Below are 12,369 nucleotides of genomic sequence, written 5' to 3'. Positions count from 1 at the left end.
GGGAGTCGCAAAGTTAACCGCCTGTAAAGCGGCCCTTCCCCCGGGTAAACACCCTGCGGCGTGACGCGCTACCCACAGTGCCTAGAGGCATGGCTCTAGAAACGCCAGTCGCAATCGGCGGCTGCCGTGCCTGCCGCGAGTTGTGCGGCCACCTCGGTCAGCGGATGCGGCGCAGGCGTCAACTCGGCGAGATTGGGCGGGCGTGCCGCCTCGGCGCGCGTCAGCGCTTCCTGCCAGGGATCGCCGGCCGCGCGCAGCGCACAGGCCAGTTGCAGGCGGGCCGCCCACTCGGGCAGCCCCTGGGGTTCAGGCAGGCCGTCGAAATAGGCCACGCGGATGCGCGTGCCCGCCAGCCAGGCCGCCGGCGTGCCGGCCAGGCGGCTCTTGAAGAGGTCGATGCGGCTGGCCAGGTTGCGGGACTCGGCAAGCAGGGGCCGCAGCGTGTTCAGGCGGTGCTCGATGTCGCGCGCCAGTGCCTGGCCGGCTTCGCCGGCACCGGGCGCGATGGCGATGCGCGAGAGCGTCAGCAGGCCATCGGCGCGGCGCACGTCACCGATCAGCGGCGCGGCATCCAGGTCGGTCAGGGCCTTGGCAGCCGCCTGCAGGCTGGCCGTGTCGGCGCGGCCGGCGGCCAGCACGCGGGCCTCCAGCAACTGGGTGTGGCGCAGCAGGCCGGTCACGGCGTCGTCGGCCCCGGCAGCCTCGGTCTCGGCCTGGGCCTTCTCCAATTGGCCAAGTGCCAGGTCGAAAAGCCCAAGCTGCTGCAGATAGACGGCCAGCAGCTGGCGCATCAGCGTGCTGGCATGGTTGCCGGGACGTGCGATGGCGTCCCAGCGGCGGATCAGGTCATCGCTGTGCGCCGTGGCCTCGGCTGCGCTCTCGCGCGCCATCCGCCAGCGCACGAAGGCCAGGTTGCGCTCCAGCACCAGGGACGGACGGATGCGCTCGGCCTCCTTGGGGTTCCAGAACGGCTTGGCGGCCTCGAGCGAGCGCTCGGCCTCGCGCAGCCGGCCCTCGTAGACATAGAGCACGTTCTCGTAGGTCGCGAAGCGCGCATGCTCGAAGGGGTTCTTGGCATAGATTGCATCGTTGGAGCGCTTGGCCAGGGCCAGCTCGCGCTCGGCATCGGCGAAGCGGCCCAGGCGCCCATAGGCCGTCAGCAGGTGCAGGCGCAGGCTGTGGGATTTCTCGCTCAGCTGCCCGTAGCGGCTGTCCCAGCGAGGCAGCAGCGGTTCCAGCAAGTCGATCACGGGCTGGCCGCCGGCGACGGCGGTGTGCAGGCCGGCCAAAGAGACGGCGGCGTCCTCGGTGCGCGGGTCGTTCTCACCGAAGGCCTGGCGAGCATGGGCCAGGCGCTGTTCGGCCAACGGCGCCGCGACGTCGAAGCGCTGCAGCGCGAAATAGGTCTTGACCAGCGTGTCGAAGACACGGTCCTTGACCTCGGGCTGGTCGTTGAAGCGCGTGGCCAGCTCCTGGCGCTTGCGGTCCAGCAGTTCCACCACGGTGGGCTGGCGGCCGCCGTTCTGGTCGGGGCTGGCCGCGCTCAGAAGCTCAGCCAGATAACCCGTGACCTGCTCGGACTCGCGCGCTGCGGCCTGGGCCTCGTGCCGCTGCCAGAGGCTGACGGCCAGACCCAGGCTGAGGGCCGCGAACACCAGCGCGGCGCCGAACGCCAGTGCGGCATTGCGGCGCAGCCAGAGCCGCACGCGATGCCGCCAGTCCTCGGCACGCACGCTGACCGGGCGCTGGGCCAGCCAGTGCTCGAGGTCGTCGATGAAGCCGCCGACGCTGGCATAGCGTTCGGCCGGGTTCTTGCGCAGGGCCTTGGCGGCGACGGCCTCCAGGTCGCCCGCCGCCCGGTCGCCATCGAAGGGGCGGCCGGGGCCGGCCTCGTCCCCGGCACTGTCGGCCGAGCCGGTCGTGCGCGTGGAGCGGGTGATGCGCTGGGCCTGGCCGTGCAGCACAGCATGTTCCAGTGCAGTGCGGCCCAGGCCACGCTTGCCGAAGGGCAGTTCGCCGCTGGCCAGTTCGTAGAGCATGACGCCCAGCGAATAGATGTCACTGGCCACGCCGACAGGCTCGCCGGTGATCTGCTCGGGCGCCGCGTAGGCCGGCGTTAGGCGCCGGCCGGTGATCTGCGTCAGCTGATGGTCGGACTGGTGGCCGGAGTCGTCGAGCAGGCCGGCGATGCCGAAGTCCAGCAGCTTGGTGTTGCCCCTGCCGCGCGCAGGGCCGCTCCCAAGGGCGGCCGCGCCCCCTCGGGGGGCCGGCTGCGTACCCGCGCCCGGGGGGCCAAAGTCCTCCACCATGACGTTGCTGGGCTTGAGGTCGCGGTGCAGGATGAGCTGGGCATGGGCATGCTCGACGGCGCGCGCCACCTCCAGCAGCAGCTTCACGCGCTCGACCAGGCCAAGGTTGTGCGCGCGCACGTGCTCGGACAGCGTGCGGCCCACCACGTACTCCAGCACGAGATAGGCGCGGCCGTCCTGCTCGCCGGCGTCCAGCATGCGGGCGATGCCCGGGTGGGTCAGCCGGCCCAGCAGGGCGCGCTCGCGGGCGAAACGGGCAGCCAGCCCCGGTCCGGCGCGGTCGCCGCGAAGCAGCTTGATGGCGGCTTCGCCCTGGTAGAGGCCATCGGCCCGTTCGGCCCGCCAGACCTGGCCCATGCCGCCCTCGCCAAGGGGTTCGGCCAGGCACCAGGAGCCCAGGCGGTCGCCCGGCTGGGGCGGCGTGGTGGTGGAGAGCGTCGGCTCGCTCAGCGCGGCGACCAGGCGGGTGTTGTAGCCCGGCATGTCGACGAGGACGGTGGCGTCCGTGTCTTCGTCTTCGGGCAGGGACGCCAGCATGCGCGCCAGCCGTGCGGCCAGCTCGGGCGGCTGTAGGGCAGCCAGGCGCTCGGCCCGTGCGGCGGCGGGCAGCTCGGCGAGCTCGTCGAACAGCGCCGACAGCTGCTGCCAGTCCGAGGCCTGCAAGCCCGAGTTCATCAGTAGACGGAGTTGGGCGGGTCGCCGAGCAGCTCCTGCAGCAGGGCGCGTGCCTTCAGCAATTCGCGATTGATGCTGCGCGTGGACAGGCCCCGCACCGCCGCGACCTCGGCGATGGACAGGCCCGCGAAGCCCACCATCTCGATGAGCTCGTACAGGCCGTTGTCCAGGGCCTTCATGCGCTCCAGCGCCTGATCCAGGCCAAGCATGTCGATGGCCGTGCTTTGCACGGCGGCCACGTCGTCGGCCGCGGACAGTGTGACCATGACGGCGTCGCCGCCGCGCTTGTCACGGCCTTCGGTGCGCAGGTGGTCGATGACGACCGAGCGCAGCACCCGACCGACGTAGGCGAAGAACTGGCCGCGCGTCTCGCCCTGCAGGCCCTGCTGGTCGGCCATGCGCAGAAAGCCCTCGTGCACGAGGGCGGTGGTGTTCAGGCCGGCCGACCTGCCGCTGGGGCCGCTTTGCGCCAGGCGGATGCGGGCGACGCGCTTGATCTCGGGGTAGAGCAGGGCGTAGAGCTGCTGCAGCGACGCAGCGTCACCACGCGAAGTGCCGATCAGCAGCTCGGTGATGTCGGCCACGTCAGTCTTCCTGGAAGGCGGCGAGGGCGGCGGCGATGGCAGCGTCGCTGGCTTCGCGCTGCACCGGCGCATCGGCCACAAGACCTTCGCGCTTCAGCCGTGCGACCCATTGGCCGGCTTCGCGGCCCTGCTCGAAGCCGCTGCTCTGCAGCAGCAGATCGCCACCCGCGGACAACAGCTTGAAGTAGAACTTGCCGTCGGCTTCACGGTATTGCTTGAAGACGGGCATCGCGGTTTTCTCTGTCTTGGCAGTGGCCGTCGTCGCGGTGGACGTGTAGGGCCGCAGGCCGCAGGCCTCGCGCAATTGCTTCAGAAAGGGAACCGCAATGGCGCGGGCCTTGGCGGCGCCGGCCTGCAGCGTGGCTTCGAGCTGCTCGGGGTGGGCCATCAGGTGGGCATAGCGCTCGCGCATCGGGCCGATCTGGCCTTCGATCAGGTTGACGAGCTGCTGCTTAGCCTCGCCCCAGCCCAGGCCGCCACGCAGGGCCGCGCGGAAGGCGGCGCGTTGCTCGGTCGTCGCAAAGGCGTCGTAGATGGTGACCAGCGCCTGGCCCTGCGGGTCCTTGGGCTCGCCCGGCAGCTTGGAGTCGGTGACGATGCGCGCCACCGCGTCCTTCAACGCCGCGCCGCCGCCTTCGAAGAGCGGAATGACGTTGTCATAGCTCTTGCTCATCTTGCGGCCGTCCAGCCCGGGCAGCAGTTCCATCTCGGCGTCGGTGACGGCCTCGGGCAGCGTGAACAGCGCCTGGCCGCGGCCGAACAGATGGTTGAAGCGCTGGGCCACGTCACGCGCCATCTCGATGTGCTGGACCTGGTCCTTGCCCACCGGCACCTTGTGCGCGTTGAACATCAGGATGTCGGCCGCCATCAGCACCGGGTAGCTGAACAGGCCCATGGTCACGTTGGCGTCGGGCTCCTCGCCGGCAGCCACGGCCGCGTCCACGGCCGCCTTGTAGGCATGGGCGCGGTTCATCTGACCCTTGGCGGTGACGCAGGTCAGCAGCCAGGTCAGCTCCGGGATCTCGGGCACATCGCTCTGGCGGTAGAAGGTGACGCGTTCAGGGTCCAGGCCGGCGGCCAGCCAGGTAGCGGCGATGGCGCGGCTGGAGTGCGCGAGGCGGTCCGGCTCGTCGCACTTGATCAGCGCGTGGAAGTCCGCCATGAAGAAGAAGCTCTCCACGCCGGCCGTGCGGCTGGCCTCGATCGCCGGGCGGATGGCGCCGACGTAATTGCCGAGATGCAGGGTGCCGGTGGTGGTGATGCCGGTCAGGACGCGTTGGGACATGGGGGGAAGGTGAAAGTTCACCCCGGATTGTGGCGTCAGCCGCGTTTGCGCGAAGGGGGTGCTGCTACCGAGGCGCGCCAGGTGACGGAGATGTCGAACTGTCGCGAGATCGGCAGCTCCTGCCCATAGCAGCAGTTCAGCAGCCAGTGCAGGCCGGCCAGTGTCACTTCGTGGCTGGGAATGTGCACCGAGGTCAGCCGCGGCGCGGCGAATTCGGCGCTGGGAGAGTCGTCATAGCCCAGCACCGAAACCTCGTGCGGCACGGACACGCCTCGTTCCTGGAAATGCGCCAGCAGCCCGATGGCCATTTCGTCGTTGGCGCAGAACACGGCGGTGGGCAGGCGTTTTTGCTTGAGCAGCACATCGGCCGCATCCCAGCCAGCCTGGTTGGAGAAGTCGCCGGGCACGATAACGATCTTGGACGTGTCCAGCCCGCGCAGCGCCAGCTCACCCATGAAGCCGTTCAGGCGCGCCACGTTGTCCGGTGAGGTCGACGGCCCGGAGACGACGGCGATGTCCTTGTGCTTGTGCTGCAGCAGGGCGCGCGCTGCCTGCACACCGCCCTGCACATGGTCGGCCGTGAAGCATTGGTCCTTGATGCGGTCGAAGTGGCGGTTCAGCACGACGACCTGGCGTGCCGCCGGGCCCAGGGCCTTGATGTCCTCGTCCTGCAACGCGTTGGACAGCACGATGAGGCCGTCGCAATCGCGGTCCAGCAGGAAACGCATGCCGTCGTTGGTCTCGACGCGTTCGTCCTCGATGCCCTCGCCGAAGGCCACCACCATGTGCAGGCCTTGCGCGCGCAGCACGAGGTCGATGGCGCGCAGGATGGGCGTGTAGTAGGTGCCGCGCAGGAAGGGGATGTAGACGCCGATCAGCTTGGACGTGCCGGCGCCGAGGGACCGTGCGGTGTGCGACGGCCGGAACTTCAGCTGGGCAATGACCTTGCGCACCCGCTCGGCCGTGGCCGGCGCGACGGAACCGTTTCCGCTGATGACGCGCGACGCGGTGCCCACGCCCACACCAGCCAGCCGCGCTACATCCTTGATCGTTGCCATTCGCCCTCTAGGTTTTGGGGCTGGATTGAATCACAGCGGGCAGATCGGAGCTGGGTCGGCCGGCTCGGGCAACGGCTTTGTGTCGGCTTTGGCTTCCTTGCCGCTGAGGCCGCCGCCAACCGGCCACCAGGGCCTGGCTTCGTGGCTGCTGAACTGGCACGGACCGGCGGGCCAGGGGAAGGACAGCCGGCCGGTGAAGGCGGGCCAGGCCTTGCCGGCGACGGGTTCCACCAGTACGTCGACGAGGCCAGCGCCCTCGGTGCCGGGCTGCCAGGCGGCGATGAAGGCGTCGCTCTTGTTGGCCAGGTCGTTCACATAGAGCGGGCGCCCCGAGTACAGCAGCGTGATGACGGGCTTGCCGCGGCCGGCGACGCGCTGCAGCACTTCCGCGTCCTTGGGATGGCGGCGGCTGAAGCGCAGGTTTTCGGTGATGCGCACATCGCCCTCACCCTCGGCATAGGGCGTCTCGGCCAGCACGGCGACAACGGCGTCGAAGTCCTTGGGGTCGCTGCTGCTGCCATCGGCGTCGAAAGTGACTTTGGCCGCGCCCAGGCGCTGGCGCAGCGCGGCCAGCAGCGACGTGCCCTGCGGGTAGTCGACGTTGGTGGTGTCGCGGCCCTGCCAGGTCACGCTCCAGCCGCCGGCCTGGTGGGCCAGGCTGTCGGCCGCCGCACCAACGACGAGCAAGCGCGCCGTCCCCTTGAGCGGCAGCAGGCCGGGCCTGTTCTTCAGCAGCACCAGCGATTCCCGCACTGCGCGGCGTGCCAGCTCGGGCGCCTGCATCGCTTCCACCGTCGCCGGCACAGCGGGCTGTATGCCGATGCTGAACTTGACGCGCAGGATGCGCCGCACCGCGTCGTCGATGCGGGCCATGGGAATGCGGCCCCGTTCCACGGCGCGCAGCGTGTTGTCGTAGAAGGCCTTCCACTTGAACGGCACCATGACAACGTCGATGCCGGCATTGATGGCGGCCGGGCAGTCCTCGGGCGTGCAGCCGGGCACCTGGCCGATACCGTCCCAGTCGCTGACGATGAGACCGTCGAAGGCCAGGCGCTCCTTGAGCACGCCGGTCATCAGCACGGCGTTGCCATGCATCTTGCCGTGCTCGACATAGCCGGCGCTGTCCGTCCAGCTGCTGAAGGACGTCATGACGGTCAGCACGCCGGCGTCCAGCGCGCCGAGATAGCCGGCGCCATGGACGTTGGCGAGGTCGGCCGGCGATGCCTGCGTCACGCCCTGGTCGATGCCGCGGCGGGTGCCACCGTCGCCGATGTAGTGCTTGGCCGTCGCCAGCACGCCGCGGCCGTCCTTCATGCCGTCCTGCAGGCCTCCGACCGAGGCCTGGCCGAGGCGCTTCACCAGCGCCGGATCGACGCCGAAGCTTTCGTAGGTGCGACCCCAGCGCACGTCCTGCACGACGGCCAGCGTCGGCGCAAACGCCCAGTGCAGGCCGGAGGCGCGGATGGCCCGTGCCGTGGCGCGGCCGATGTCGCGCACGAGGTCGGCGTCGCGCGTCGCGCCGAGCGCGATGTTGTGCGGAAAGAGGGTGGCGCCGCGCACGTTGTTGTGGCCGTGGACGGCGTCGGTGCCCCAGATCAGCGGGATGCCCGGCGTAGCCTGCAGCGCGGCGGCCTGGAACTTCTCGGACAGCTCGCGCCACTGCGCCGGCGTGGCCGCGCGGTCCTGTCCCGGCCAGCCGCCACCGCCGTTCAGGATGGTGCCGATGGCGTAGTCGCGCACCTCCTCCGGCGTGATCGCGCGGATCTCGGGCTGGGTCATCTGGCCGATCTTCTGGCGCAGGGTCAGGCCTCGCATCGCGGCCTCGACCCTGGCTTCCAGTGCCGCATCCCGCACCGGTTTGCGCGCCGGCCAGGCCTGCACGATGGCATCGGTTCCAGTGGCGCCGGCCGTGGTGGCCAGGGCGAGCAGGGTGGCAAGCAGTGGGGATGTACGCGGCATGGAGGGCTCGTCGGTGGGGACGCGACAGTAGTGGGTGAAGCAAAAAAACGTCAACCCCCGGGCCGACGAGATTGACAGCCCCGACTGTGCCGCATTAGATTTGCGTCGCGTTTGGAACCGGTTCCAATTTTGATGCCCATACCGCCACAGAGCGCAGAGGCATGACCCCCGAGAAGCCGGCCGAGCAGCGAACAAGACGAACCAGGAGACGAAAGAAATGACCAAGCCCACACAGCGCGCGGCAGCGCGTGCCATCGCCCCAACTTCGCCGCAGCGTCGCAACCGCCTCACGCCCGTCGCCCTGTGCGTCGGCCTGTTTGGCATGCCCTGGCTGGCGCTGGCACAGACCGCGCCGGCCTCGGGCCAGAAGCTGGACACCGTCACGGTCACGGGCTTTCGCGCCAGCTTGGAATCCTCGATCAGCACCAAGCGCAATGCCGATGCCATCGTCGAGGCCATCTCAGCCGAAGACATCGGCAAGCTGCCCGACGTGTCCATCGCCGACGCCATCTCTCGCCTGCCGGGCCTGACGGCCCAGCGTGTGGCCGGCCGCTCGTCGGTCATCAGCATCCGCGGCATGGCGCCGCGCTTTGGCGTCACGCTGCTGAACGGCCGCGAGATCGTCTCCACCGGCGACAACCGCTCGGTGGAGTACGACCAGTTCCCCTCGGAGCTGATCAACGCCGCCACCGTCTACAAGACACCGGACGCCAGCCTGTCGGCGCAAGGCCTGTCCGGCACCATCAACATGAAGACCCTGCGCCCGCTGGACTTCGCCAAGACCCAGGCCGTCGTCGGCGCGCGCCTGGAGCGCAACTCCAACGGCTCGCTGAACCCCGAAATCTCGGGCACAGGCAACCGCCTCAGCGCCTCGTACGTGACGCAGTCGGCCGACCGCATCTGGGGCGTGGCCGTGGGCTTTGCCCACCTCGACTCGCCCAACCAGGAAAAGCACTACAAGAGCTGGTGGTGGGCCAACACCAACGACTGGGGCGCGCCGCTGCCGGGCGTACCCACCGATGCCGTCGCGCTGCAGGGCTTCGAGCTCGGCGCCGCCTCGTCGCGCCAGAAGCGCGACGGTCTGATGGGTGTGCTGGAGTACAAGCCGGGCAACGGCTTCCACAGCACGCTGGACCTGTATTACTCCAAGTTCGACCAGACCGAGGCGCGTCGCACGGTGATGTCGGACATGTCGACCTGGTCGGGTGCGAGCTGGAGCAACGCGCAGACGACCAACGTCAATGGCGACAAGATCGTCACCAGCGGCACCGTCAACAACACGACACCGGTGGCGCTGACCACCTACAACAAGCGCCAGGACGACATCCGCGCCGTGGGCTGGAACAACGAGCTGAAGCTGGCGGATTGGAAGCTCGCAGGCGATCTGAGCTGGTCAAAGGCCAAGCGCGACGAGCAGAACGCCGAAGTGCAGGCCGGCTCCAAGAATCGCGTCAGCCTGGGCCAGGCCAATATCGTCACCGGTGATGGCCGCTCCACCTTTGCGCCGACCTTCGACTTCGCCGACCCCAAGAACGTCTACTTGACCGACCCCGCCAACTGGGGCCGGGACGGCCGCAGCCAGTTTCCCAAGGTGGTGGACGAGATCAAGGCGCTCAAGCTGTCGGCGGGCCGCATGTTCGAGAGCTGGATGAACAGCATCGAGGCGGGCGTGGACTACTCCGAGCGCGACAAGTCCATGAACCGAACGGAGGTGTACTACAACCTCAAGAACGGCCGCACGCCGGTGCTGATCCCGAACAACCTGCTGCGCGAACCGACCGACCTGAGCTTCGCCGGCAGCCCGATCCGCATGGTCAATTTCGACCTGCCCAGCGTGCTCAATCTTTACGACGTGGCGCCCGCCGCGGCCGACCAGGCGCCGGGCCGCGTCTGGTCCGTGCATGAGAAGGTGACGGCGGCTTTCGCCAAGCTGGGCCTGGAGTTCGACTGGGGCGTGCCCGTCCACGGCAGCCTGGGCCTGCGCGTGGTGCATGCCCAGCAGACCAGCAACGGCCTGCTGTGGAACCCCAAGACCAATGCCAGCGATCCCACCAGCGGCGGCACCAGCTACACCGACACCCTGCCCAGCATCAACCTGTCAGCCGACCTGACCCAGAACACCATCCTGCGCTTCGGCCTGGCCAAGGTGCTGGCGCGGCCCAACATGGAAGACATGCGCGCCGGCTTCTCGGGCATCAATGTCAGCAGCACTGACCGCACCTGGTCAGCCAGCGGCGGCAATGCCAAGCTGGAGCCCTGGCGTGCGGACGCAGTGGACCTGTCCGTCGAGCATTACTTCAGCAAGCGCAGCTACGTGGCGGCCGCGGCCTTCCACAAGAACATCAAGAACTTCGTCTACTCGCAGTCCATTCCGTTCGACTTCACCGGCTTCCCCAACCCGACGACCTACACACCCATCAGCAACATCGGCCTGCTGAGCACCAAGGCCAACGGGCACGGCGGCATGGTGGCGGGCACCGAGCTGAGCGCCTCGCTGGACGCCGGCATGATCAGCCCGGCCGTGGACGGCATCGGCGTCACGCTGAGCTACTCCAACACCCGCAGCTCGCTGCACGAGGACAACAACCTCAACAACCCGCTGGACGGCCTTTCGGGCGTGGCGACGAACTTTGTCGTCTACTACGAGCGCGACGGCATCTCGGCCCGCATCGGCAGCCGCCACCGCTCGGCCTTCGTGACGACGGTGCGCGGCACCTTCGGCGAGAACGTACCGAGCATGATTTCCGCGGAGACCATCCTGGACGCGCAACTGGGTTATGCCTTCGAGAGCGGTGCCTTCAAGGGCTTGTCGCTGACGCTACAGGTCAACAATCTGCGCGACCGGCCCTACCGCACCCGCGTGGGCATCTCCACCGGCGCCAAGGATCCCAACTCCACGCTGCCCGAGCGCTACACGTCCTACGGGCGCCAGTTCCTGCTGGGCGGCACCTACAAGTTCTGACCGTTTCCCGTTCCTGAACCGCGCCGGCTTCGCTGCCGGCGCCCTCACATCCGAAGCATGAGCTCCCACAACGCCCCGACCCGCAAAGACTTCCCCGCCGACTTCCGTTGGGGCGTGTCCACCTCCTCCTTCCAGATCGAAGGCGCCGGCCGCGAGGACGGCAAGGGCGAGTCCATCTGGGACCGCTTCTGCCAGCAGCCGGGCCGCATCCGCGATGGCAGCAACGGCCGGGTGGCCTGCGACCACTACCACCTCTGGCCCCAGGACCTGGACATGGCCAAGGGCCTGGGCGTCAACGCCTACCGCTTCTCCATCGCCTGGCCGCGCATCCTGCCCCAGGGGCGCGGCACCGTGAACGAAGCCGGCCTGGCCTTCTACGACCGGCTGGTGGACGGCATGCTGGCGCGCGGCCTCGACCCCTGGTGCACCCTCTACCACTGGGACCTGCCGCAGGCGCTGCAGGAGCAGGGTGGCTGGGTGTCGCGCGACACGGTCGGCGCCTTCCTGGAATACACCGACATCGTCACCCGCCGCCTGGGCGACCGGGTCAAGCACTGGATCACCCACAACGAACCCTGGTGCTCCTGCATGATGGGTTACTGGGAAAACATCCACGCGCCGGGCGGCAGCAGCCTGGCCGACGCGATGCAGGCCTGCCACCACGTGCTGCTGTCGCATGGCCAGGCCATCCCGCTGATCCGCAAGAACTCGGCGGGCGCCCAGGTCGGCATCACGCTGAGCCTGCATCCCATCACGGCTGCATCGAGCAGCGCCGAAGACCTCGCCGCCCTGAAGCGCCACGACGGCCTGCGCAACCGCTGGTTCCTCGACCCGCTGTTCGGCCGGGGCTATCCCGCCGACACCCTGGAATTGATCGGCGACGCCGCGCCCACGGTGCTGCCCGGCGACCTGGACGCCATCGCGACCGCAACCGACTTCCTGGGCGTGAACTACTACTTCCCAGAGATGGTCAAGGACGACCCGGCCGGTGGCCCGATGCGCGCCAGCCTCGTCGAGAAGGAGGGCGTCGAGCGCACCGGCTTCGGCTGGGAGGTCTCGCCGCAAGGGCTGGTCGACCTGCTGACCCGCCTGCAGCGCGACTACAACCCGCCGGTCATCCAGCTGACCGAGAACGGTTCCACCTTCGAGGACGTGCTGACGCCCGAAGGCTGCGTGCATGACGCCGAGCGCCTGTCCTATCTGCAACGCCACCTGGCCGCGCTGAAGCGGGCCATCGATGCCGGCGTGCCCGTCAAGGGCTACTTCGCCTGGAGCCTGCTGGATAACTTCGAGTGGGCCGAGGGCTATCTGCGCCGCTTCGGCATCGCCTATGTCGACTACGCCACCCAGAAGCGCACGCTGAAGGACAGCGGCCTCTGGTACGGCCGCTTCCTGAACGAATAATTAACGGCCTGGAGCCCTCTATTTAAAGGGTACAGGCGGTTTCTAAATGAAATATTACAGGGTCTGCCCTCAGGCGCGTCGCGCCCGGCAGCGCGACACTGCGGCCTCGCCGACCCCACAAGATCCGGAGACA

7 protein-coding genes are annotated in these 12,369 nt (G+C 68.8%); 2 read left to right on the top strand and 5 right to left on the bottom strand.

Translation table 11 applies throughout. The annotated features are described in order from the left end of the window. Positions 1-95: 95 nt before the first annotated feature. From ASC95_RS16635 to ASC95_RS16615, 5 genes are read right to left on the bottom strand one after another with little or no spacing between them, the layout of a single operon-like run. Positions 96-2,984, bottom strand: a complete 2,889-nt coding sequence (locus tag ASC95_RS16635) for a serine/threonine-protein kinase (protein WP_057298819.1) — start codon at positions 2,982-2,984, stop codon at positions 96-98. After that, complete coding sequence (locus ASC95_RS16630) at positions 2,984-3,568, bottom strand: ECF-type sigma factor (RefSeq protein WP_057298818.1); 585 nt, start codon at positions 3,566-3,568, stop codon at positions 2,984-2,986. Before ASC95_RS16630 ends, ASC95_RS16635 begins: the two co-directional genes overlap by 1 nt. A gap of 1 nt (position 3,569) precedes the next feature. Then, positions 3,570-4,853: a tryptophan--tRNA ligase gene (locus ASC95_RS16625; protein WP_057298817.1), complete on the bottom strand. Its 1,284-nt coding sequence runs from the start codon at positions 4,851-4,853 to the stop codon at positions 3,570-3,572. Between the two features lie 35 nt (positions 4,854-4,888). Further along, positions 4,889-5,911 carry a LacI family DNA-binding transcriptional regulator gene (locus tag ASC95_RS16620; protein WP_057298816.1) on the bottom strand — a complete coding sequence of 341 codons (1,023 nt, stop codon included), beginning with the start codon at positions 5,909-5,911 and terminating at the stop codon, positions 4,889-4,891. A 30-nt stretch (positions 5,912-5,941) separates the two neighbouring features. Continuing rightward, positions 5,942-7,870, bottom strand: a complete 1,929-nt coding sequence (locus ASC95_RS16615) for a glycoside hydrolase family 3 protein (RefSeq protein ID WP_082567889.1) — start codon at positions 7,868-7,870, stop codon at positions 5,942-5,944. Between the two features lie 217 nt (positions 7,871-8,087). Between ASC95_RS16615 and ASC95_RS16610 the strand changes: the two genes are divergently transcribed. After that, positions 8,088-10,832 (top strand): TonB-dependent receptor, encoded by a 2,745-nt coding sequence (locus ASC95_RS16610; protein ID WP_057298815.1) that lies wholly within the window; start codon positions 8,088-8,090, stop codon positions 10,830-10,832. Positions 10,833-10,889: 57 nt separating this feature from the next. Next, positions 10,890-12,236: a GH1 family beta-glucosidase gene (locus ASC95_RS16605; protein ID WP_057298814.1), complete on the top strand. Its 1,347-nt coding sequence runs from the start codon at positions 10,890-10,892 to the stop codon at positions 12,234-12,236. The last annotated feature ends 133 nt before the right edge of the window (positions 12,237-12,369 follow it).

This window comes from Pelomonas sp. Root1217, from assembly GCF_001425705.1.
Lineage (GTDB): Bacteria > Pseudomonadota > Gammaproteobacteria > Burkholderiales > Burkholderiaceae_C > Pelomonas.
This window is presented reverse-complemented; position numbering and strand designations above follow the sequence as displayed.

Bases quoted from the DNA above. Each gene is read 5' to 3' on its own strand.
- ASC95_RS16620 (WP_057298816.1), bottom strand. From the start codon at position 5,911: ATGGCAACGATCAAGGATGTAGCGCGGCTGGCTGGTGTGGGCGTGGGC.
- ASC95_RS16610 (WP_057298815.1), top strand. From the start codon at position 8,088: ATGACCAAGCCCACACAGCGCGCGGCAGCGCGTGCCATCGCCCCAACT.
- ASC95_RS16615 (WP_082567889.1), bottom strand. From the start codon at position 7,870: ATGCCGCGTACATCCCCACTGCTTGCCACCCTGCTCGCCCTGGCCACC.
- ASC95_RS16625 (WP_057298817.1), bottom strand. From the start codon at position 4,853: ATGTCCCAACGCGTCCTGACCGGCATCACCACCACCGGCACCCTGCAT.
- ASC95_RS16635 (WP_057298819.1), bottom strand. From the start codon at position 2,984: ATGAACTCGGGCTTGCAGGCCTCGGACTGGCAGCAGCTGTCGGCGCTG.
- ASC95_RS16605 (WP_057298814.1), top strand. From the start codon at position 10,890: ATGAGCTCCCACAACGCCCCGACCCGCAAAGACTTCCCCGCCGACTTC.